The sequence below is a fragment of the Streptococcus macedonicus ACA-DC 198 genome (assembly GCA_000283635.1).
In the GTDB taxonomy this organism is placed as follows: Bacteria; Bacillota; Bacilli; order Lactobacillales; family Streptococcaceae; genus Streptococcus; species Streptococcus macedonicus.
This window is the reverse complement of record HE613569.1, coordinates 988,288-1,012,101: the sequence shown is the minus strand read 5'-3', so window position 1 is coordinate 1,012,101 and position 23,814 is coordinate 988,288. Positions and strand designations below refer to the sequence as shown.

Annotated in this window: 20 protein-coding genes and 3 pseudogenes; 16 read left to right on the top strand and 7 right to left on the bottom strand. The window is 36.7% G+C overall.

Annotated elements, in window-relative coordinates; all coding sequences use genetic code 11:
* Window positions 1-98 precede the first annotated feature (98 nt).
* Both SMA_RS05140 and SMA_RS05130 read left to right on the top strand, forming a co-directional pair.
* Entirely contained in the window at window positions 99-1,637 is a 1,539-nt protein-coding gene (locus SMA_RS05140; protein WP_014294552.1) for an ABC-F family ATP-binding cassette domain-containing protein, read from the top strand.
* 517 nt (window positions 1,638-2,154) lie between these two features.
* Window positions 2,155-2,472: a hypothetical protein gene (locus tag SMA_RS05130; RefSeq protein WP_014294550.1), complete on the top strand. Its 318-nt coding sequence runs from the start codon at window positions 2,155-2,157 to the stop codon at window positions 2,470-2,472.
* Window positions 2,473-2,664: 192 nt separating this feature from the next.
* Here SMA_RS05130 and SMA_RS05125 read toward each other — a convergent pair whose 3' ends face one another.
* Entirely contained in the window at window positions 2,665-3,075 is a 411-nt protein-coding gene (locus tag SMA_RS05125) for a DUF4231 domain-containing protein (RefSeq protein WP_014294549.1), read from the bottom strand.
* Window positions 3,076-3,318: 243 nt separating this feature from the next.
* Here SMA_RS05125 and ylqF point away from each other — a divergent pair, with 243 nt between their 5' ends.
* The 14 genes and pseudogenes from ylqF to SMA_RS05055 all read left to right on the top strand — a co-directional run bounded on the left by ylqF (window position 3,319) and on the right by SMA_RS05055 (window position 18,246).
* Window positions 3,319-4,173: a ribosome biogenesis GTPase YlqF gene (gene ylqF / locus SMA_RS05120; protein WP_014294548.1), complete on the top strand. Its 855-nt coding sequence runs from the start codon at window positions 3,319-3,321 to the stop codon at window positions 4,171-4,173.
* Window positions 4,160-4,939 (top strand): ribonuclease HII, encoded by a 780-nt coding sequence (gene rnhB / locus SMA_RS05115; protein WP_014294547.1) that lies wholly within the window; start codon window positions 4,160-4,162, stop codon window positions 4,937-4,939. Before ylqF ends, rnhB begins: the two co-directional genes overlap by 14 nt.
* A gap of 1 nt (window position 4,940) precedes the next feature.
* Entirely contained in the window at window positions 4,941-5,492 is a 552-nt protein-coding gene (locus SMA_RS05110) for a sugar O-acetyltransferase (protein ID WP_014294546.1), read from the top strand.
* Between the two features lie 73 nt (window positions 5,493-5,565).
* Window positions 5,566-6,408 (top strand): DNA-processing protein DprA, encoded by an 843-nt coding sequence (gene dprA, locus SMA_RS05105; protein ID WP_014294545.1) that lies wholly within the window; start codon window positions 5,566-5,568, stop codon window positions 6,406-6,408.
* A gap of 94 nt (window positions 6,409-6,502) precedes the next feature.
* Window positions 6,503-8,644 (top strand): type I DNA topoisomerase, encoded by a 2,142-nt coding sequence (topA, locus tag SMA_RS05100; RefSeq protein WP_014294544.1) that lies wholly within the window; start codon window positions 6,503-6,505, stop codon window positions 8,642-8,644.
* A 117-nt stretch (window positions 8,645-8,761) separates the two neighbouring features.
* A pseudogene (locus tag SMA_RS05095) lies at window positions 8,762-9,429 on the top strand (SatD family protein).
* Window positions 9,429-10,149, top strand: a pseudogene (locus SMA_RS05090) (DUF3307 domain-containing protein). Before SMA_RS05095 ends, SMA_RS05090 begins: the two co-directional pseudogenes overlap by 1 nt.
* A 211-nt stretch (window positions 10,150-10,360) precedes the next feature.
* Window positions 10,361-11,698, top strand: a complete 1,338-nt coding sequence (gene trmFO / locus SMA_RS05085) for a methylenetetrahydrofolate--tRNA-(uracil(54)-C(5))-methyltransferase (FADH(2)-oxidizing) TrmFO (RefSeq protein WP_014294543.1) — start codon at window positions 10,361-10,363, stop codon at window positions 11,696-11,698.
* A gap of 32 nt (window positions 11,699-11,730) precedes the next feature.
* Entirely contained in the window at window positions 11,731-12,561 is an 831-nt protein-coding gene (locus tag SMA_RS05080; protein WP_014294542.1) for an IolE/MocC family protein, read from the top strand.
* A gap of 494 nt (window positions 12,562-13,055) precedes the next feature.
* A complete protein-coding gene (locus tag SMA_RS05075) occupies window positions 13,056-13,808 on the top strand; it encodes an ABC transporter ATP-binding protein (RefSeq protein ID WP_014294541.1) in 753 nt (250 codons plus the stop codon).
* 1 nt (window position 13,809) lies between these two features.
* Window positions 13,810-15,789 (top strand): FtsX-like permease family protein, encoded by a 1,980-nt coding sequence (locus tag SMA_RS05070; RefSeq protein ID WP_014294540.1) that lies wholly within the window; start codon window positions 13,810-13,812, stop codon window positions 15,787-15,789.
* A gap of 87 nt (window positions 15,790-15,876) precedes the next feature.
* Window positions 15,877-16,539 (top strand): response regulator transcription factor, encoded by a 663-nt coding sequence (locus SMA_RS05065; RefSeq protein ID WP_180384465.1) that lies wholly within the window; start codon window positions 15,877-15,879, stop codon window positions 16,537-16,539.
* The gene (locus SMA_RS05060) at window positions 16,536-17,483 is read left to right on the top strand and encodes a sensor histidine kinase (RefSeq protein WP_014294538.1); all 948 of its coding nucleotides are present in this window, start codon (window positions 16,536-16,538) and stop codon (window positions 17,481-17,483) included. The genes SMA_RS05065 and SMA_RS05060 overlap by 4 nt, the downstream gene beginning before the upstream one ends.
* A gap of 82 nt (window positions 17,484-17,565) precedes the next feature.
* Complete coding sequence (locus tag SMA_RS05055; RefSeq protein ID WP_014294537.1) at window positions 17,566-18,246, top strand: XRE family transcriptional regulator; 681 nt, start codon at window positions 17,566-17,568, stop codon at window positions 18,244-18,246.
* A gap of 107 nt (window positions 18,247-18,353) precedes the next feature.
* Here the strand turns inward: SMA_RS05055 and xerS are convergent, their stop codons facing one another.
* The 6 genes and pseudogenes from xerS to SMA_RS05030 all read right to left on the bottom strand — a co-directional run bounded on the left by xerS (window position 18,354) and on the right by SMA_RS05030 (window position 23,767).
* Complete coding sequence (gene xerS / locus SMA_RS05050) at window positions 18,354-19,424, bottom strand: tyrosine recombinase XerS (RefSeq protein ID WP_014294536.1); 1,071 nt, start codon at window positions 19,422-19,424, stop codon at window positions 18,354-18,356.
* Between the two features lie 277 nt (window positions 19,425-19,701).
* Entirely contained in the window at window positions 19,702-20,220 is a 519-nt protein-coding gene (locus SMA_RS12045; protein ID WP_014294535.1) for an ECF transporter ATPase, read from the bottom strand.
* Between the two features lie 106 nt (window positions 20,221-20,326).
* Entirely contained in the window at window positions 20,327-20,557 is a 231-nt protein-coding gene (locus SMA_RS12040) for an ATP-binding cassette domain-containing protein (RefSeq protein WP_014294534.1), read from the bottom strand.
* Between the two features lie 323 nt (window positions 20,558-20,880).
* A pseudogene (locus SMA_RS11355) lies at window positions 20,881-21,243 on the bottom strand (group II intron reverse transcriptase/maturase); the annotation flags it as partial.
* A 555-nt stretch (window positions 21,244-21,798) separates the two neighbouring features.
* Window positions 21,799-23,364 carry a signal recognition particle protein gene (gene ffh / locus SMA_RS05035; protein ID WP_014294532.1) on the bottom strand — a complete coding sequence of 522 codons (1,566 nt, stop codon included), beginning with the start codon at window positions 23,362-23,364 and terminating at the stop codon, window positions 21,799-21,801.
* A 70-nt stretch (window positions 23,365-23,434) separates the two neighbouring features.
* On the bottom strand, window positions 23,435-23,767 hold the full coding sequence (locus SMA_RS05030; protein WP_009854181.1) for a putative DNA-binding protein: 333 nt from the start codon (window positions 23,765-23,767) through the stop codon (window positions 23,435-23,437).
* Between the last annotated feature and the right edge of the window lie 47 nt (window positions 23,768-23,814).

Sequence of the window (23,814 nt, the reverse complement as noted above, 5' to 3'; positions counted from 1 at the left end):
TTAGTCTTTAAACTCATGCTATAATTGAAAAGATTATTGAAAAATTAGACTGCTAGCGCAGCTATTTTCAATAAAAAACGAATGAAAGTATATAAGTAATGAGTATTTTAGAAGTTAAACATTTAAGTCATGGTTTTGGTGAGCGCACGATTTTTGAGGATGTCTCATTTCGTCTGTTAAAAGGGGAGCATATCGGTCTTGTCGGAGCCAATGGTGAAGGAAAATCAACCTTTATGAGCATTGTTACTGGTCATTTGCAGCCAGATGAGGGAAAAGTAGAGTGGTCAAAATACGTAACGGCTGGTTATTTGGATCAACACACGGTTCTTGAGGCAGGAATGAACGTGCGTGACGTTTTGCGAACAGCTTTTGATGAGCTTTTCAAGACAGAAGCACGTATCAACGAGATTTATATGTCTATGGCGGATGATGGTGCTGATATGGACGCTTTGATGGAAGAAGTAGGGGAACTACAAGAACGTCTGGAATCACGTGATTTTTACACCTTAGACGCTAAAATCGATGAAGTCGCGCGTGCCCTTGGTGTGATGGATTTTGGTATGGATTCTGATGTTACCGAACTTTCTGGTGGGCAACGTACCAAGGTGTTATTGGCAAAACTGTTGCTTGAAAAGCCAGATATCTTACTTTTGGATGAACCGACTAACTACCTTGATGCCGAACACATCGAATGGTTGAAACGTTATTTACAGAATTACGAGAATGCCTTTGTCTTGATTTCACATGACATTCCATTCTTAAATGATGTTATCAATATCGTTTATCACGTGGAAAATCATGATTTGGTTCGTTATACTGGTGATTATGATAATTTCCAAGCTGTTTATGCCATGAAAAAAGCACAATTAGAAGCAGCTTATGAACGTCAACAGAAAGAAATCGCAGACTTGCAAGATTTTGTTAATCGTAACAAGGCGCGTGTTGCAACACGTAATATGGCAATGTCACGTCAGAAAAAATTGGATAAGATGGAACGCATCGAGTTACAATCTGAAAAACCGAAACCCTCTTTTGAATTTAAAGAGTCACGTACACCAAGTCGTTTCATCTTCCAGACAAAAGATTTAGAAATTGGTTATGACCACCCATTGACAAAACCACTCAATCTTACTTTTGAGCGCAATCAGAAAGTGGCTATCATTGGTGCCAATGGTATCGGTAAAACGACTTTGCTGAAAAGCTTGCTTGGTATTATCCCGCCAATTTCAGGCAATGTAGAACGAGGTGATTATATCGAGCTCGGTTATTTTGAACAAGAAGTCTCAGCTGGAAATCGTCAAACACCCCTTGAAGCTGTCTGGGATGCTTTCCCAGCACTCAATCAAGCAGAAGTCCGTGCGGCACTTGCTCGCTGTGGTTTGACATCAAAACACATCGAAAGCCAAATTCAAGTGCTCTCAGGTGGTGAACAAGCCAAAGTTCGCTTCTGTTTATTAATGAATCGTGAGAATAACGTTCTTGTCCTTGACGAACCAACCAACCACTTGGACGTTGATGCCAAAGAAGAACTCAAACGTGCCTTAAAAGCCTACAAAGGAAGCATTCTCATGGTTTGCCACGAACCCGATTTTTACGAAGGTTGGACAGAAGTCTGGGACTTTAACGAACTTATGTAACATATAGAAAAAGAGACCTTGTGTCTCTTTTTTTGATTTTCTGAACAAATTCTCCCATTCGCGACTAAAAAATGACATTTTACAACTTGGGTGATGAGTTGCTCGCTAAAATTGGTATAATAAACAAAAAATAGATATTAATTAGATTTAGTATTTTAATACTAGATTTGTTATATGATTTAAAAGGGGGTTATCTTGCTCAGAAAATTAATTGCTGCTGGTATTTTTCTGGCATTTGGCATACGAGCCATTATATCAACAACGGGAACACTCGTCAGATTATTTTTGGTCGTTTCAACGTTGGTTCTTGTGAAAGCTATTTTTGAAGCAAAGGAAGGTAGGTAATACGATGAAAAAATCAACACAAACAGCTATTTTTTGACATTATTTCTCATTTTTTGCCTACTTAATTTTCAAAAAGAATTATCCACTCTGAAATTAATATTAAACAGTATTGGGTTAATCGGTTTTTCAATTTTATTTTTTACAGCTGTTAAAAAAGAAAGGAGAAACGATAATGAAAGCTCTTTATAAAAGGAAAGTTGCTACCGTCTGGCAAATCAGTCAAGATAAATCTACACGGCCTGATTGGGTAAAAGACGCTTTTGCTAAAGGTTACTTGCATTGGTTAGACAACCATCTTCGGATTTTAATGGCAGGGCTTAATCCTTCGACTACTGAAAATCTAAAAACAGGAGTAGTAGGAAGTCTTGGTGGCGGCTTTGCAGGATATAGCATGTATGAATTGGGTTATATCGGTGATTATCTTGATATTACTAATCAGCGTGTAATATCCGAAAAAACATTTGAAAGGAACTATCAAACCATTGACTAATAAGCCAACGTTTATTCTGAAACATCGAAAATTGGTACTTTTCCTATGGTTTGGCAGGTAATGTTTATCGATTTAGAATTTCATCAAAGCCGTGAACGGTTTTATATCTTATACTATCTAAGCCTAATGAGTATTCCAATACTACTTTTACAAATAAAAAAAATGCCCCTGTTTTAAATACAGGGGCATTTTTTACTCTTTATTTTTGATAATATTTTCACAACGGTCAACTAACAGAGCGAAGCGGTCTTCGGTTGATTTTTCTTTATTATAAATGCCAGATGTCGTTTCAAAGGTGAATTTTTCTGAAGCAAGTTCTTTTGATGTGGCGTGATAAATACGCCATTTATCTTTGTGATTTGAAACGGCAAGCAGAGCTTCAAGAACCAAAACAAGGCACGAAGCAATGACAGCAAGCAATTTAAAGCAAGGAATTGGAAGGCTTGCTAAAATCGGAACAACCGCCAAAACAATGATTTGAATCACCTTAAAAACAATAAACCATGCACGGTGAAAGTGACTCTTTTTCTCGTAAGCAGCAATTTCTTTAGTTAAACGTTCCGCCAAGTAAGTTTCAATTGTCATTTCAGTATAATCGTCCATCTTATCTCCTTTAGTAAGCCTTTTGATACGTTCTCATTGTATCGCCTTGGCAAAAGATAGTCAAGAATGAATAGATTTTTCTCTTTATGATAATAGCTGCGCGGTAAGCTTTTCCCCATAATCAGAAATAGTTTATGGTATAATAGAAAATGATTTGATAATTGCTTTTAATTGCAATAAAAACTAAAGAATGATAATAAAATATAAGTTTTAACACTTATCGATGAAAGGAATTTATTTTACATGGCTAATATCCAATGGTTTCCTGGGCATATGTCAAAAGCACGCCGACAAGTTCAGGAAAATCTAAAACACGTTGATTTTGTAACAATTTTGGTTGACGCTCGTTTACCACTATCAAGCCAAAATCCAATGTTAACCAAAATCGTCGGAGATAAACCGAAATTGATGATTCTGAACAAAGCCGACCTTGCTGATAGCAATCGAACAAAAGAATGGCGTAACTATTTTGAAAAACAAGGTATCAAAACCTTAGCTGTTAATTCTAAAGAACAAGCTACTGTAAAATTGGTAACCGATGCCGCCAAATCACTAATGGCTGACAAAATAGCTAAATTACGTGAACGTGGCATTCAAAAAGAAACTTTGCGCACAATGATTATCGGTATTCCAAACGCTGGTAAATCAACATTAATGAATCGTTTAGCAGGTAAAAAAATTGCAGTTGTTGGTAATAAACCAGGGGTTACTAAAGGACAACAATGGCTTAAATCTAATAAAGACTTGGAAATCCTAGATACCCCAGGAATTCTTTGGCCAAAATTCGAAGATGAAGTAGTAGGGCTCAAACTCGCCTTAACAGGTGCTATCAAGGACCAGCTTTTGCCAATGGATGAAGTAACGATTTTTGGAATTAATTTCTTTAAAAAATACTATCCAGAACGTCTTGTTGAACGCTTCAAAGGTATCAACTTAGAAGAAGAAGCGCCTGAGATTATTATGGCTATGACACAAAAATTGGGCTTTCGTGATGATTATGACCGTTTTTACAGCCTTTTTGTTAAAGATGTCCGCGAAGGCAAACTTGGTCGTTACACTCTGGACGTCGTAGGAGAAGTTGAAAATGGCGACTGTTAAAGAAGTCAAAGAAGTGCTAGCAGCGATTGAGAGCCTTGATGACGCACGCTGGCAAGCTTATGAGTCAGATAGTCGTGCAGGTGTCCAAAAGGCGATTCAGCATCGTAAAAAAGCCATTCAAGCGAATATTGATGAAGACTTGCGCTTGGAAAATATGCTGCGCTACGAAAAAGAACTTTATCAACAAGGTTACCAAGCCATTGCTGGAATCGATGAAGTTGGTAGAGGACCATTAGCAGGCCCTGTTGTCACAGCATGCGTTATTCTTCCAAAAAATTGTAAAATTAAACACCTCAATGATTCTAAAAAAATTCCTAAGAAACACCATGAGGAAATTTATCAAGAAATCCTTGCACGTGCTTTAGGAATTGGAATCGGAATTGTTGACAATAATGTCATTGACCAGATTAATATCTACGAAGCTACAAAAGTCGGTATGTTGCAAGCCATTAATCAACTGAAAGGTGAGGTGGTAAAACCTGATTATCTTTTAATTGATGCCATGCATTTGGAAACTTCGATCCCACAACAATCACTCATCAAAGGTGATGCCAACTCCTTATCAATTGCAGCAGCTTCTATCCTTGCTAAAGTAACACGTGACCGCATGATGGCTGACTGTGCCAAAGATTATCCTGGGTATGCCTTTGAAAAAAATGTTGGCTATGGAACCAAAGAGCACTTAGAAGGACTGAAAAAATATGGCATCACACCAATTCACCGTAAAACATTCGAACCAATAAAATCCATGCTAAAGGAGCCTTAATATGACAAGCGAGAAAGAAAAAATGTTAGCTGGGCAACTATACGATGCTGGAGATGCAGAGCTAACTGCCATGCGTCTGGAAGCACGCCGAAAAATGAAGTTGTTTAATAACGAGGACGATCGTGATAAGCAAAGAGAAATTATAAAAACTCTGTTTGGGTCAACAGGTGAAAAATTAACAATGAATCCACGTTTTGTTTGTGATTATGGTTCAAATATTTATGTGGGTGAGAATTTCTATGCCAATTATAACTGTACCATGCTTGATATCTGCGAGATTCACATTGGTGACAACGCAATGTTTGGACCAAATTGTCAATTGTTAACACCGTTACACCCACTTGATGCCAAAGAACGTATTTCAGGTCTTGAATACGGTGCACCAATCACTATTGGAGATAATGCCTGGTTTGGCGGCGGCGTGACCATTTTACCTGGGGTTACCTTAGGAGACAACGTTGTCGTTGGTGCTGGCGCAGTCGTCACAAAATCTTTTGGTGATAACGTGGTTCTTGCTGGAAATCCTGCAAAAATCATAAAAACGCTTGATTAATACGTGAAATACGCTCACTAAGCCCTGTTTTTCAGGGCTTTTTTTCGAATAATAAATTAGTGAGGTAGAAAACATGAATAATTTTGAACTGTTTAAATTAAAAAAAGCAGGATTAACAAATCTTAACATTTTAGCTATTTTGGATTATCAAGAAAAGCAAGAGAAATCACTATCTTTGCGTAATATGGCAGTCGTCTCAAAATGTAAAAATCCTATCCTTTTTATGGAAAAATACAAAGCACTAGACACCAAAGAATTGCACAAAGAATTTAATCGTTTTCCTAGTATTTCCATACTAGATGGCGAATACCCATTAGAGCTCAAATATTGTTATAATCCACCTGTTTTGCTGTTTTATCAAGGAAATTTAGAGTTACTCAATCGCTCCAAAATGGCGGTGGTAGGAGCGCGAACAGCCTCAACAACAGGAACTAAATCTGTACAGAAAATCATCAAAGAACTCGGAAATCATTTTGCTATTGTTAGCGGCCTGGCACGTGGCATTGATACCAGTGCGCATTTATCAGCTCTAAAAAACGGTGGTGCATCGATTGCCGTTATCGGTTGCGGACTGGACGTTTATTATCCCAAAGAAAATAAGCAGTTGCAGGAGTACATGGCTAAAAATCACCTCGTATTAAGTGAGTACGTAGCAGGAGAAGCACCGCTGAAATTCCATTTTCCAGAGCGAAATCGTATTATTGCAGGTTTATCACAAGGCGTTATCGTAGTAGAAGCTAAGCTGCGCTCAGGCAGTTTGATTACGTGCGAAAGAGCATTGGAAGAAGGACGAGACGTTTTTGCCATTCCAGGAAATATTTTAGATGGAAAATCTGATGGCTGTCATCATTTGATAAAAGAAGGCGCAAAATGCGTTATATCAGGCTTAGATATCCTTTCGGAATATCAAATATAAGCAAGTTTTTTCTATTAAATACAACTTTTTTATTGACAGTTTAAGAAAAGCGGGTTATCATGTTATAAGTTTATTACTGATAGGAAGTGAACTTATGGCAACGACGACTACTACGAAAGCCCAAACAGCTGTTAAAAAATCAAGTAAAAAAACAACAAAGAAAAAAACAGCTGCCAAGAAAAATTTGGTTATTGTGGAATCTCCAGCTAAGGCAAAAACAATTGAAAAATATCTCGGACGTAATTATAAAGTTGTAGCCTCAGTAGGACATATCCGCGATTTGAAAAAATCAAGCATGTCTATTGATTTTGAAAATAATTATGAACCACAATATATTAATATTCGTGGTAAAGGTCCACTGATTAACAACCTTAAAAAAGAAGCGAAAAAATCTAAAAAAGTTTATCTTGCAAGTGACCCGGACCGTGAAGGAGAAGCAATTTCTTGGCACTTAGCTCATATTTTAGATCTTGATGAGAATGACAAAAACCGTGTTGTTTTCAACGAAATTACTAAAGACGCTGTCAAAAATGCCTTTATTGAACCACGCCAAATCGATATGAATTTAGTCGACGCTCAACAAGCGCGTCGAGTTCTTGACCGTATCGTGGGATATTCTATTTCTCCGTTGCTTTGGAAAAAAGTTAAAAAAGGTCTTTCAGCAGGGCGTGTTCAGTCCGTTGCATTAAAACTAATTATTGACCGTGAAAATGAAATCAAAGCCTTTAAACCAGAAGAATACTGGACAATTGACGGTTTCTTTAAAAAAGGAACGAAGAAATTCCAAGCTTCATTCTATGGCATTGATGGCAAAAAATTAAAACTCGAAACGAACGAAGATGTTCAAAAGGTTCTTGCCTTATTAACTAGTGACGAATTTACCGTAGCTAAGGTTGAAAAGAAAGAACGTCGTCGCAATGCACCACTTCCTTATACGACATCATCTCTCCAACAAGATGCTGCTAATAAAATCAACTTCCGTACACGTAAAACCATGATGGTTGCACAGCAATTGTACGAAGGTATCAGTCTTGGTAAGAGTGGAACGCAAGGTTTGATTACCTACATGCGTACTGACTCAACACGTATCAGCCCAATCGCACAAAATGATGCCGCAAACTTTATCACAGAACGTTTCGGTGAAAAATACTCTAAACACGGTAGCCGTGTTAAAAATGCTTCAGGAGCTCAAGACGCTCACGAAGCCATTCGCCCTTCAAATGTCAATCTAACACCAGAATCAATCGCTAAGCACTTAGATAAAGACCAATTAAAACTTTACACATTGATCTGGAATCGTTTTGTTGCCAGTCAAATGACAGCAGCAGTCTTTGACACAATGAAAGTTAATTTGGAGCAAAATAACGTACGCTTTACTGCCAATGGTAGTCAAGTAAAATTTGACGGTTACTTAGCCGTATATAACGATTCTGACAAGAATAAGATGTTGCCTAACATGGTTGAAGGTGATATTGTTAAGAAAGTGTCAACAAATCCTGAACAACACTTTACGCAACCACCAGCTCGTTATTCTGAAGCAACACTTATTAAAACATTGGAAGAAAATGGCGTTGGGCGTCCGTCAACTTATGCCCCAACACTTGACGTTATCCAAAGACGTTACTATGTTCGCTTAGCTGCGAAACGTTTTGAACCTACGGAACTTGGTGAAATCGTTAATAATTTGATTGTTGAATTCTTCCCTGATATTGTTGATGTCAAATTTACCGCTGATATGGAAGGTAAACTTGATGAAGTCGAAGAAGGCAAACAGCAATGGCAAAAAGTTATCGACGAATTTTACAAAACATTTGAAAAAGAACTTGCCAAAGCCGAAACAGAAATCGAAAAAATTCAAATCAAAGATGAACCAGCTGGCTTTGATTGTGATCTTTGTGGACACCCAATGGTTATCAAGTTGGGTCGTTATGGTAAATTCTACGCTTGTAGCAATTTCCCAGAGTGTCACAATACAAAAGCAATCACTAAAGAAATCGGCGTGACTTGTCCAGTCTGTGGCAAAGGTCAAGTAATTGAGCGTAAAACCAAACGTAATCGTATTTTCTATGGTTGTGACCGTTATCCTGAATGTGAATTTACATCATGGGATAAACCTGTCGGACGTTCTTGTCCAAAATCTGGAGACTTCTTGGTTGAGAAGAAAATACGCGGTGGTGGTAAACAAGTCGTCTGCAGTAATGAAGAATGCGACTACGAAGAAGCGAAAATTAAATAAAACGAAGAAGCTGAAGCAGAGATGCTCAGTTTCTTTTTGATTGTATGGAAAATATACTTTCCGTTATAACGGACTTTTTTGATAAGTCTGTTATAATAGACTTATGAGAGGTACGCTATGAATTATTTTGCATTAATTGGAGATATTATTGATTCCAAAAAAAATCGATAATCGTTACCAAGTCCAAAAAACATTGGAGACCTGCCTAAACGAGTTAAATATTGAATTTAAAGATGTCTTGGTTTCAAAATTATCTATCACTTAAGGCGATGAATATCAAGGATTGTTAACCTTGAACGCCCCTTTATTTCAGATAATTGACCGTATTAACTTCGCAATGCAGCCTTATCAAGTACGTTTTGGTCTTGGTTTAGGAGAAATTCTGACAGATATTAACCCAGAGCAAAGCATTGGTGCTGACGGTCCCGCTTATTGGCACGCTAGAAAAGCAATCAATTACATCCACCAAAAAAATGATTACGGCAATACGCAAATCGCTGTTTCCTTTGAAGATGATACCAAGGTAAACATTATTAATACACTTGATTGCCAGTAGCGAAGCAATTAAGTCCGACTGGCGCGCTAGCCAAGAAATTATCTTGCAGGAACTTTTAAAACTTGGCATTTATGATGAGCATTTTGACCAACGAATTTTAGGAAAACATCTCGAATTAAACACAAGTGTTCTGTCAAAACGATTGAAAAGCAGCAATATCAAAGTTTACCTACGAACACGGAATTGTGCGTTAAATCTGCTTAAAAAGGCTGGAGAGGAGTTAAACTAATGTCAATCACAGGTCTTTCTCACTATCTTAGTCAAAATCCTATATTAACCCTGTTACTGATTTGTCACTTTTTGTCAGACTTTCAGTTGCAAAGCCAAACAGTTGCCGACCGTAAAAATACCGATAAAACTTACCTTTTGACTCATCTCATTTGGGTAGCTGTTCCGTTAATTTTGGTAACTATTTTTATCCCAAACATCTGAGGCATTAGTTTGCTTATTTTGCTTAGCCATTTTATTATTGACTTTGGAAAACCTCATGTGGCTAATAGTTTCAAGCTAAATCCGTTGATAACTTTCCTTTTGGATCAAATGTTACATCTGGGAATTATACTTTTACTTGCCCCGCTTGCTAAAGGAGCACTTCTGCCAAATTTCCTAACAGAAGAAGCACTTAATATTATCCTAATTCATCGTCTTGATTACAAAACCAACCAATGTCATTTTCAAGATTTTCTTTCAAAAATATCAGCCAGAGGACAGTCGAAAAATCGACACGATTCCAGATGCTGGAGCAACGATTGGACTTTTTGAGCGTATTGTGATGAGTCTTTGTATCATTTTCAATCAATTCGCCTCAATCGGACTTGTCTTTACTGCTAAATCAATCGCTCGTTATAATAAAATTTCCGAAAGCCCCACATTTGCGGCACACTATCTCATTGGGTCACTTTTCAGCATTTTAAGTGTTTTACTATCTGCTTGGATTTGTTTGTTTTAAATGATTCTATCTTTTGAGATATTAATTAGTTTAAAGTGTTTTACGTAAATTTATTTATGTAAATAGATTATATAATATTATTTGAGTTTCACAAAATTTATGTTATGATAATCAAGTATTAAAATTAGAAAGATTTGGATAAGGGCTTTCTCCCTTATCTGGAAAATGAGTTTTAGGACTTCCTAAGCTTGTTTTTGGAGGTATTAGTATATTGTCTCAATCATCATACATTAACGTTATTGGAGCTGGTTTAGCGGGCTCTGAAGCTGCATATCAGATTGCTAAACGTGGCATTCCAGTAAAACTTTATGAAATGCGTGGTAAGAAAGCAACACCACAACACAAAACAGATAAATTTGCGGAATTGGTCTGCTCAAATTCGCTGCGCGGTGATAGCTTAACAAACGCTGTCGGTCTGCTTAAAGAAGAAATGCGTCGTCTAGACTCTGTTATCATGAAGGCAGCAGAAAGCACGCGCGTCCCCGCTGGTGGTGCTTTAGCAGTTGATCGTGACGGTTTCTCACAAATGGTAACAGATGAAGTGACAAATCACCCACTTATCGAAGTCATTCGTGAAGAAATCACAGAACTTCCAACTGATGCCATTACTGTTATCGCTAGTGGTCCTTTAACATCAGATGCACTTGCTGAAAAAATTCATGAATTGAACGGTGGCGACGGTTTTTATTTCTATGATGCCGCAGCGCCAATCGTTGATAAAAATTCTATCGATATGGACAAGGTTTATTTGAAATCACGTTACGATAAAGGAGAAGCTGCCTATCTTAACTGTCCAATGACCAAAGAGGAATTTATGGCGTTCCATGAAGCGCTTGTCAATGCCGAAGAAGCTCCGCTTAATAGCTTTGAAAAAGAAAAATATTTTGAAGGTTGTATGCCGATTGAAGTTATGGCAAAACGCGGCATTAAAACAATGCTCTATGGTCCAATGAAGCCTGTTGGCTTAGAATACCCAGATGACTACAAAGGACCTCGTGACGGTGAATTCAAGACACCATATGCCGTTGTTCAATTACGTCAAGATAATGCTGCTGGTAGTCTCTTTAACATCGTTGGTTTCCAAACACACCTTAAATGGGGTGAGCAAAAACGTGTTTTCCGCATGATTCCAGGTCTTGAAAATGCCGAATTTGTCCGTTATGGCGTAATGCACCGTAACTCTTACATGGATTCTCCAAATATTTTGACCGAAACATTTGCCACACGCCAAAATCCAGACCTTTTCTTTGCTGGTCAAATGACAGGGGTTGAGGGCTATGTGGAATCAGCTGCTTCAGGGCTAGTTGCTGGTATCAACGCTGTACGTCGTTTTAAAGGAGAAGAAGCGGTTATCTTCCCGCAAACGACTGCTATCGGCTCTCTTCCATATTACATTACACATGCCGAAAGCAAACATTTCCAACCAATGAATGTTAACTTCGGTATCATTAAAGAGCTTGACGGACCACGTATCCGTGATAAAAAAGAACGTTATGAAAAAGTTGCTGAACGTGCTTTAAACGATTTGCAAGATTATCTTAACGTTTAGTATTCCAATACTATATTAAAAGAGGTGACAAAATGTTTCCAATTCAATTAGGACTAAAAGCTAGTTGCGACCTTGAGCAAATGGAAAGTCGCCTAAAATATCATCCAGATGTCTTTGAATTTTTCACGTCTGAAACTGACTTCACTGCTAGCGGCTTACAACACCTTCGAGAAGCTGTTCAAACAGTAAAAGCAAGTGGTGTCAAAGCGATTGTTCTTCATCATCCGATGAAATACCAAGGTCAATTTTTAGAACTTGTGGCGCACCCTAAAAATAAGGCTGATTTAGTCGATTTTATCAACTATTCAACCCAGGGATTATTGAAAATCGCTCGAGATTTCGATTGTAAAGTCTTAGTTCATGGCTCTTATGAACTGCGTGAAAAAGATTTGCTAGAACCTTTTGAAAACATTAAAGAAGCGCAAAATTATCTTTTTACTCGCATGGATGAATTTTGTGAGCTTGGTGAAAATCATATCATGTTTGAAAATGGTATTTCAAAACTATTTTCATTTGGTAAGCCTGGATTCGACCAATTGTTAGCTCAAAAAGGCTATCCACTTGCTTATGATATTTCTCATGCTTTCATTTATCTGCATGGGGATAATAAAGCTTTGCAATGCTCACTAGAAACTTTGAAAGAGACTATTATTCACTATCATTTAGTTGACTCTTTAGGTGAAACGCATGATAGTTTGATACTAGGTCATGGAAAAATCAATTGGGCAGAAGCTCTGCCATTGTTCAACGAAAATGCCACAAGTATTTACGAAATTAACCTAAAAGATTTAAATAATCCCATTGAGCAGCTTGAAAGCCACGCATACCTTATAAAAGTAGCACAAGCAATCAATGGTAAGTAGTAACTGTTAAGCCTGAAACGTTTGTTTTGGGCTTTTTTGTTGCCAAAAAGCAACCTTACATTTTTGTAAGATTTAACTTTCAAATTGTAAGGAAGTAACTACCTGATTTTCGATAAAATAAACTTGTCAATAAGAGAGGAGCAGTCATATGAGTCAAGAAATCAAAAGACATATCAATTTATAGAGTAATCTTCTGATTTGGTTAGTCATGGTTATTTTAGATTCCATTACTTATATTGTCTGTTACACCCTCCGTATCACAAAATAATAGGAGGAGGTTTTTGAAATGGTAGATTTTATAGTCTTATTACAATTCTTCTTATCGTCGTAGTGGGAGTAGTAAGTCTCACTCTTTGGTATTGGAGTGGAAGAAGACCTTTGAAATACTATTAGTATTAGAATACTAAATTTGAATTAATTGCTTTTTAGCAAAAACATTCCGATTAGAGTTTTTATTTAATCGAAAGAAGGTATAATGAAACAAAGGAGAAAATATGTTACTGGAGATTAATCACTTAGAAAAAGTTTTTCGCACACGTTTTTCAAAAGAAGTAACACGTGCTTTGCAAGATGTTGATTTCAAAGTAGATAAAAATGAATTTATCGCTATCATGGGAGAATCTGGTTCTGGGAAAACAACATTGCTTAATATCTTAGCAACTCTGGAAAAGCCAACGAAAGGTTCTGTTATTCTAAACGGGAAAGAAATCACAAAAATCAAAGAAAGCCAATTAGCAGAATTTCGTTTAAACAATCTCGGATTCGTCTTTCAAGATTTCAATTTATTAGATACGCTTTCTGTCAAGGATAATATTTTCTTACCATTGGTACTTGGTCGTGTTAACTACCAAGAAATGGAAAATAGACTAGCAACACTCGCTCCAAAACTTCATATCGAGGATTTGTTAGCAAAACGCCCATTTGAATTGTCTGGCGGTCAAAAACAACGTGTTGCTATCGCTCGCAGCCTTATCACAAATCCGCAGTTACTTTTGGCTGATGAACCGACGGCAGCGCTAGATTATCGCAATTCTGAAGATATTCTAAACCTTTTTGAGGATATTAATAATGACGGTCAAACATTGCTTATGGTAACACACTCAGCAAACGCTGCTAGTCATGCTAAACGTGTCCTTTTCATCAAAGATGGTCGTATTTTCCACCAAATTTACCGTGGTAACAAAACCAATCAAGAATTCAGCAAGGATATTGCACTTTCAATGAGCGCACTTCTTGGAGGTGAGTAATATGTTCTATGCTAAATTAGCTTGGTCAAATCTCAAAAAATCTGTCAATATTTTTGTACCATTTTTACTCACAAGCACCATTTTATTTCTTCTAAATTGTTCAACCTTGCTGATTTTATTTAGTCCTGTTGGAAAAAGCATGTCGTATGGTGCCGCAACACTTGGTTTATCCATTATTGTCCTTTTTATCTTCTCGATTATCATGGAGATTTACAGTTATAATTTCCTTTTAAAACAAAGAAGTAGGGAATTCGGGCTTTATAACATCCTTGGGATGAACAGGTTTCAAATTAGTCTTGTATCGACTATTGAACTGATTGTTATTTTTGTGGGTGTGATTATCTTAGGAAGTCTTTTATCAGCTGTCTTTTCACAATTATTTTATTTGATTTTTATTAATCTTTTACACTATAATCAGTTGGTAATGACTTTATCACCAGCAGCATTTATTAGCACAGCGTTTGCATTCGCTGCAATCTTCTTTTTCCTAGAACTTATCAGCCTCTTTAATATCCGTCGTTCATCGCCACTAGCTTTATTTAGGAGACAAGAACAGGGTGAAAAAGAGCCACGCGGCAATATTCTCTTTGCGTTGTTAAGCATCATTTGCTTAAGCTCAGGTTATTATCTTTCAATTTCTTCAACGAGAATAGCTGCGCTTGTCGTCCTATATCGTTTCTTTATCGCGGTTGTTCTTGTTATCATTGGAACCTACCTTTTTTACATCAGTTTTATGACTTGGTACCTAAAACGCCGTCGTAAAAACAAAAAATATTTTTACCAACCTGAACATTTCGTAACCACAGCACAAATGATTTTCCGAATAAAACAAAATGCTGTCGGACTTGCTAATATTACGCTACTAGCCGTTATGGCTTTTGTAACGATTGCCACAACAACGTCTTTGTATGTCAATACTCAAAAACAAGCTGACGATAAGTTCCCAAAAGACACTCAAATTACAATCTATTCAACGTCTGATACAGATGCGAAAGCTTTTTTCAAAACAGCAGTTATCGATAAATTAGATAAACCAGAAAGTGACTACATCACCTACTATACTGGCTTCTCAGGAATTCCAGTATCAACCGATAAAGAAATCACAATAACAGACCAAGATGTAGAAACTCCTGATTTGGCAAAAATGGGGTATATATATATCATGACCCAAGATGATTTTAAAGATTTAGGTAATAGCCTACCAACTTTAAAGAAAAATCAAACTGCTTTCTATCTTCAAAAAGGAAATAGCCAACTGGAAAAATTAACTCTTTTTGGAAAAGAATTTGACAATGTCGAAAATCTAAGAAGTGTTATATTCCCTGATATTGCTAATACATATAATCCAGCGTTGTTAATCGTTAGTGATAAAAATGTTTTAAATGAACTTCAAGAGCTCTTTACTCAACATAATCTCCAATTCCAAAGTAATTTCACTGGTTATGCTGACCTTTCTAAAGCCGAAATCGCTAAAATTACAAATAATGATGGTTACATTTCAGACAAAACAGGTCAATATCTTGATTCAGATGGCAACGCAGCAACAGGAATTGTCGTTACCAAATCATCTTTCCTTGAGGACATGTATGGCTTTACAGGTGGCTTTCTCTTTACAGGATTCTTACTTGGTATTAGTTTCTTGCTTGGTGCAGCCTTGATCATTTACTATAAACAACGTTCTGAAGGGATTGAAGATAAAAAATCGTATAAAATTTTGCAAGAGGTGGGAATGGGAGAAAAAGAAGTGAAGCGAGCAATTAATTCTCAAATTCTACTCGTATTCTTTATGCCACTCGGTTTTGCAGTTTTACACTTCGCCGTAGCGCTTGTCATGCTAAAACAAATGTTGCTCTTGTTTGGAGTAACAAGCTCAAATATGATTTATACCGTCAGTGGTATTACAGTACTAAGCATCACCATAATCTATTTCTTTATCTATAAATTCACAAGTAGAACTTACTATAAAATTATTGAACGTTAACTCCTATCTTCGAACAGTCATTTGAAAGAGTCTGAAAATTTTTACTAAAAAATGGTCGTGATGACCATTTTTTGTTACAATAAAACTATGAAACAAGGAAAGATTTATATTGTCGAGGACGATGAAACTATCGTTAAACTTTTAAAACAACATCTTAGTCAAAGTTACGATGTCTTTAGTGTCACTAATTTTCGAGCTATTAAGCAGGAAGTCGAAGAAATCAAACCTGACCTTATCTTGATTGATATCACGTTGCCATATTTTAATGGTTTTTATTGGACAACAGAACTTCGTAAAAGCATGACATTGCCGATTATTTTTATCTCATCTAGTGATGATGAAATGGATACTGTCATGGCACTTAATATGGGTGGAGATGATTTTGTGTCAAAGCCATTTTCTCTAACGATTTTAGATGCCAAAATTTCAGCCTTTTTAAGACGTGCTTACCAGTTTACCTCGGATAATTACCAATTAGAACATTTTTCTCTATCACGTGACGGGATTTTGTCAAACGGTGACGACCATATCACCCTATCTCCAACAGAAAATAAGATTTTAGCAATTCTCTTTGAACATCAAAATCAAGTCGTTCCCAAAGAGGAATTACTCGAGAAGCTTTGGGAAAATGAAAGTTTCATTGACCAAAACACCCTTAGTGTTAACATAACACGACTCCGCAAGAAAACACAACCATTAGGTTTTGATCGTATTCACACCGTGAGAGGAGTTGGCTACCTTATAAAATGATTCGACAATTTTTTAAAGAATATTCCGTCTGGTATTTAACTTATATCCTTTTAAGTATATTATTCATTGTTATTTTTGCCTTATATCGCCTGCCATTAGATTACTTTAAAGTTAGTATTTTAATCAATTTCACGATTTTAATCTTTATCAGCATTTGGCAATACCTTAAATTTAAGCAGAAATTATCTATTTTACATCATTTTATTTATGTAAAAGAATTGGATGAATTAGAATTGCCATCAGAACTTTCTTATAAAGATATTATCATCAAACTAAAAGAAACTAGCGCTAATGAATTACTAGCTAAAAAGACGCAAACTGAAAATTTACAAAATCTTGTCAAAATGTGGTCACATCAAATGAAAGTTCCCATATCAGCCCTTTCATTAATGGCACAGACTGACCAACTCGACTCAAACGAAGTACAGCAACAATTGACACGACTTCAAAACTATCTTGATACGTTATTGACTTATTTAAAATTCAGTCAAAACAAAGACGATTTTCGCTTTGAAAAACTATCTGTCAAGGATGTTACAACAAAGATTATCAAAAAATATCGTATTCCGTGTTTGCTAAAAAATCTTTCTATTGAGATTGCTGGTGATTGGGAGCTGATTTCTGACCGAAAATGGCTAAGCTTTGCTATTTCACAAATTATTGATAACGCCGTTAAGTATTCCAAAACAGATGGAACAATTATCATTAGTATAAGCGATGGAAATATCGTTATATCTGATGATGGTATTGGAATACTAGAAGAAGATTTACCACGTCTTTTTGATGAAGGTTTTACTGGTTTTAACGGTCATGAACACCAAAAAGCAACCGGTCTAGGGTTGTACATGACCAAACAAGTCTTAGACACCCTTAACCTAAACATCTTTATCGATAGTCAAATCGATAAAGGAACACAAGTTGAAATTTCATCACATAAAAATTAACAGAAGTAGGGGCTAAGCCCTTGCTTTTTTAGGTTTATTTTTTTATAATATTGTTAGTTTATAAACTAACAAGAGGGGGCTTATGTTTTCTGGAGAAAAGTTAAAAAATATTAGAGAAGAAAAAGGTTACTCACAGGCAGAAGTAGCTAAATTACTTAATATTTCTAGAGTTTCCTACTTTAATTGGGAAAATGGCAAAACAAAGCCAAATCAAAAAAATCTTAACCTCTTGAGTCAGTTGCTCGGTGTCGAGGAAACTTATTTTGTATCTGAATATCACATTGTTGATACCTATTGCAAACTCAATCAAGACAATCGTCACAAACTCGAAAATTATGCTGACGATTTACTCAAAGAGCAAGAAAAAATAGTTCAGTTGCCTAAGTATTATGCTTACAAGGTTGTTGAAAAATTATCTGCAGGTACTGGATATTCTTATTTTGGTGACGGTAACTATGATACTGTTTTTTATGATGAACAGCTTGACCATGACTTTGCTTCATGGGTCTTTGGGGGTTCAATGGAACCCACTTATTTAAATGGTGAGGTCGTCTTGATTAAGCAAACAGGTTTTGATTATGACGGTGCTATTTATGCTGTTGATTGGGATGGGCAAACTTATATTAAGAAAGTTTATCGAGAAGAGGACGGACTTCGTTTAGTCTCACTCAACAAACACTATGCCGATAAATTCGCGCCTTATAATGAAAATCCTCGAATCATTGGTAAGATTGTCGGCAATTTCATGCCACTTGAAGTTTAGTTTTACATAAATAATGTTATGTAAAAATTTAGAACATTCATTCATTTATTTATTTGTCAGAAAGGGGATAATAAAAAACCTGAACCATTAATAGTTCAGGTTAATTTTTAAAGCTTATCTAAGGCATTTTTTTGTTCGTCGTTGACAATATGGGTGTATAAATCGGTAACTTGTGTGCTGGCATGTCCTAATTGGTGGCTAACTAGGACTTGTGATTTAGTAGCATTGTAAAGACGTGTTGCAAGTGTGTGGCGCAGTTTGTGGGGTGTTACACGAACTTTGAAATCTTGAGAGTATTTAGCAACTAACTTTTCAACGCTTGAAGCATCAATACGGTTAGGAACACCGCGATATTCTGTTAAAAAGAGAGCTTGGTCTTGTTTTTCTGCCTTATAGCGAGACGCTCTGATTTGCAAATAAGCTTCTAAATAAGGCTTAGCAAAGTTAGCAACATTGACAGAATCACGTTTTCCACCTTTACGAGTGATTTCGATAACCATCATGTTAAGGTTTAAGTCTTTCAAATCAAGATCAACAGCTTCTGAAAGACGGACACCAGAGGCAAGCAGAAGAGCAATAAGCGCTAAATCACGCTCCTTATTCTTTTGGAAGGAGGAGAGGGCGCGGTGAGAGAGCTTATTTTGATACTCTGTATCGATATAGTCGATAAATGCCATGGTCTCGTCACCTAGGAAAAGTTTGCCTTTTATATTTTCAGCTCGAGCTGCCAGCGTTTCTTTTTTCTTCTTAGTAGCGATTTTTTTCATGACATTTCGATAGAAGTAGGGCTCACCATTTTCATCTTCAACCTCTTCTGTTAGGTATTTAAACAGGCTTGAAAGTGCTGATAACGTCCGATTAATCGTTGTTTGTGAGACACCTTGTTTTGTTGAATAAGTGTTCAAAGAGGGACGTTCACGCAGATAAAGGATGAATGATTCCATGTCTTTTTTAGAAAGATGTTCCAGGGTTGTTAACTCAACGTCAGCAATTTTAGTAACATCTGAAATGCCAGAATCCAAAAGCCATTCGAAAAATCGGCGATATTCTTTTAGGTATTCATATAAAGTTGTGAAGCTATAAGGAACTGAAAGTTTTGATTGGTAATAGTCCAAGACGTACCATGGCATTATTTCTTTAAGTTCATCAATTTTTTCAAGTAATTTTTCACGTTTCATTTAAAATCTCCTGAGATGTCTTTATAATAGGAGTATATCACAGGTTGATTTATTTTTCAAGAAAATTACAGTTTTTCGGAAAGATGTTAAAAGATGTTATTAGAAATTAACTGAAACAAAGAATGTCAAATTGATCACAATTAATGTCCTTAAACGTTGTTTTTATCGTTTTTTGGCAATTAATATTTTTTCGGAACTACTTTTACTTTTTTTCTGTATTGTTTTATCTTATTTTTTCTATTTTTTTGCGCTAAAAAGTCAACAAATATTATGTTATTTATTGACGTCGATTTTGGATTTTTAATGCTTGCATGTTCGTTTTATTGAGCCCCAATAGGCAACGTAAAAAGGTTGTTTTTCCAATAATAAAGTTAATCTCTTTATCCAATCCAAGGTTGAAATCAAAGATATTATCCTTATTATCACGGTGTTTATAGCGATAATTTCGGCAAATTAAATCGCTTGATTCAGGCAAAGTTTGTGATTTTTTGGAATGCTTTTGATACGGTACGATTAACTCTGTTTTGCTGATTTCGTTTAATTGACGAAGATTCTGTGTTTGAGTAAAGTCGTCTGTAATGTCAATTACTGGATAACTAGTCACTTTTTTATCTTTGATAACGATTAATTGGTTTATTAATTCTTTTAAATAATACAATCTATGTTCGACAATAATGACGATTTTGCCCATTTCTTTCAATTTAACCAAGACTTTTTTAAAGCGTGCAATAGCTTCTCGGTCAAGCGATGACAACGGTTCGTCAAAAAGATAGATGTTGTTTATCCATGCAAGCAATGCTGGTAATGGCTAAAAGCTGCTTTTCACCACCTGATAAGACGAAAACATTGTGTGAATTGATTGATACGCTGAAAAATGGTTTTTGGTGGTAAATGGCGGTTTTCTAATGCAAAAGCCATATCAAGCAAACCTTTACCTTGATAAGCAATTTCACCTGATAGTTCAGCTGGTTGAGAATATGGAATAACACCATTTTGATAACCTTTAAAAGACTGCTCTTTCCGCTTCCTGATGTCCCAGTTAATACTGTGATTTCACCAGATTTAAAGCTGAGATTGACATTTTCCAGAACAGGTTCGTCATAAGTTAACGTAAAATTTTTTATTTTAAGCATATTGACTCCAAAAATTTAACACTAATACTGCTAACATCGCTAATAGCTAATATAAGAACATAATCAAGGGTTCTTAGTTTTGTATTTGAAATCGTTGAACGTTTTTGCTCAACGACCATTCCTCTTGTTGTGGTAGAGATAGCAACGTCGTCTGCTGTGCGTGACAAGCAAAGCAATAAAGGAACAAAACAATATTCAATCATGCGTAGCGGTTGACGGAAAAATTGTCGCCCAACAAGCCCATGCAGATACATGGCTTCTGTGACTTGCTGATAATCTTCTTTGACCTTATAAAAGAAACGAAACATAACCGAAATCGGAATGATTAGAGCATCAGGCAATTTTATTTCTGGTTTAAAACCATAGCTCGTTTCAGAAAAGTGAGGCTCACAGATAGGACTGATGACTTGAACAATAGCTTGTTGTATCATTCTGTCTATGACCGTTGGGATGCCAAACTGACGGACTCCTCCATTTGTTTTAGGGATTTCAACTCGTAAGACTGGTTGGGGGTACTTCCTTTGCATTATGAGTTTTTTGGTGGGGCGCCAGTTCTGGCGGAGATAGTCATCTATTTCGTCAATGGTTACGCCGTCAATTCTAGCTGAACCTTTATTGGCTCTAACCTGATTGTAAGCTTCCAACATATTTGAACGAGATAGGATATTATCTAGTAGCTGTGACATGTGCGTATTCCTTTCTTATTTCGGTGTCTGAGGGACATCTTATATTGGCGAACTCTCTTCTAGTCATTACGTGACCATTTCCAGTTCTATCAGACCGTAGACACAAGTGAAGTAGGTATACTTCGATTAGTTGTTTAGCCCTTCGCTCCATTCCCATTACAAAATCTTCATCACTAATATGACTTCGGCTGACTTCTCATGATTCGTTGTTACTACGTCCAAGACGCTCATGAGACCTCACGGGATAAGCCGTACATCTTTCCTCGTTTACACTCGTGATTTACGCATATAGGTTACGACTACCCTTTGGGACTTTAGTGTTTTGTGCCACCTCATCCGCTATATACGCCTTGATATCACGTTTCTGTTCGTAGCGCCACGATTTCGTTATCCCTTTCTCTCCCCGTCACCTCACGATGGTCAGGATGCAGAGTCGCTATAGGGTTCACCGGTAGCGGGTGTCCCAGAGGACTTACACCTCAGATGTACGACATGCCCGTCGTACAATAAAAACGAAGCTAGATTTTTGTCTCAGCTTCGTTTTTTTATCTAACCTTATTTACGGCGTTTTTTCTTCGCTTTTTTCATTTTATTTGCCATGCGTTTCATTGATTGCTTCATCGCAAATTCGCCGACTTTCCCTTTTAGACCGCCACCCATCATTTGGCTAAGATCCATATCTCCGCCACCAAGTGCTGAAAGGTCTGGCATACTATTACCGCCCATTATGTCTTCAAGTGATGACATATCCATACCGTTTGGCATATTTTTAGGGAGATTATTTGGGTTTATTCCCATTTGCTTCATTGCTTTTTCCATATCACCAGACATAACACCTTGCATCATTTGTTTTGCTTGGTTGAAATCTTTGATGAATTTATTAACCTCAACAAAGCTATTTCCTGAACCAGCTGCAATACGGCGACGGCGACTTGGATTGAGCAATTCAGGATTTTCACGTTCTTCTGGTGTCATTGATGACACGATAGCGCGTTTACGAGCGACAGCTTTTTCATCAACTTTAAAGTTTTTAAGCGCTGGGTTGTTTGCCATACCAGGAATCATTTTAAGCAAATCTTCCATTGGTCCCATGTTTTGAACTTGATCTAATTGGTCGATAAAATCGTTGAAATCAAAGGTGTTTTCCCGCATTTTTTCTGCGAGTTCCAATGATTTTTTCTCGTCATATTCTTGGCTGGCTTTTTCAATCAATGTCAGCAAATCACCCATGCCAAGGATACGGCTAGACATGCGGTCTGGGTGGAAGGTTTCAATGTCCGTAATTTTTTCACCAGTACCAGTAAATTTGATTGGTTTACCAGTAATTTCACGGATTGAAAGCGCAGCACCACCACGTGTATCACCGTCAATCTTAGTTAAAACAACCCCTGTGACATCCAATTGTTTGTTGAATTCGTCAGCGACATTGGCAGCTTCTTGACCAATCATGCTATCAACAACCAAAAGAATTTCATTTGGATTTGCTAAAGCCTTAACATCACGGAGTTCTTCCATGAGTTTTTCGTCAATTTGCAAACGACCAGCCGTATCAATGATAACGTAATCGTTGTGATTTTCTTTGGCTTGTGCCAAACCATTTGTCACGATTTCAACGGCTGAGTGGTCGGTTCCCATGTCAAAAACTGGCACATTGATTTGACTACCAAGTGTTTTTAATTGGTCAATAGCCGCTGGGCGGTAAATATCGGCAGCAATCATCAACGGACGTGCATTTTCATCTTTAATCAGCTTGTTAGCTAATTTCCCTGCAAATGTTGTTTTACCAGCACCTTGGAGACCGACCATCATAATGATTGTTGGAATTTTAGGTGATTTTTCAAGTTCAGCTGTTTCAGAACCAAGAATTTCAGTCAATTCTTCGTTAACAATCTTAACGATTTGTTGTGTTGGGTCAAGTGTATCAATGATTTCATGACCAACTGCACGTTCACGCACGCGCTTAATGAAAGTCTTAACAACTGGCAGAGCAACGTCAGCTTCAAGCAAAGCCAGACGAATTTCTTTTGTGACTTCTTGGACGTCTTTTTCAGATAACTTCTTCTTTCCACGAATATTTTTAAACACCCCTTGCAGGCGTTCTGTCAAACTTTCAAAAGCCATAGTATCTTTTCTCCTACCTAAGTATCTCTATAATTTTACAAATATTCTTCTGTTTGATGAATAATACGGATTAATCACGATTATCAATACTACTCAAAACGGAAATTTTCTCTTTCAAAAATTTATCATCAGGATATTTTTCTAAAATATCATCAAAAATTTGGCTACGAACAATATAGTCTGAATACATGTGCAACTTCATCTCGTAAGCTTCTAAGATTTTCTCTGTTCGTTTAATGTTATCATAGACTGCTTGACGGCTCACACCGAATTCTTCAGCAATTTCTGCCAAACTATAATCATCTGCATAATATAGTTCAATATAATTCATCTGCTTGTCCGTTAACAAAGCAGCATAGAACTCAAAAAGAGCATTCATACGATTGGTTTTTTCAATTTCCATACCCTTTATTTTACCATAATTTAGCTGAATTTAATAGTCAGAAATGG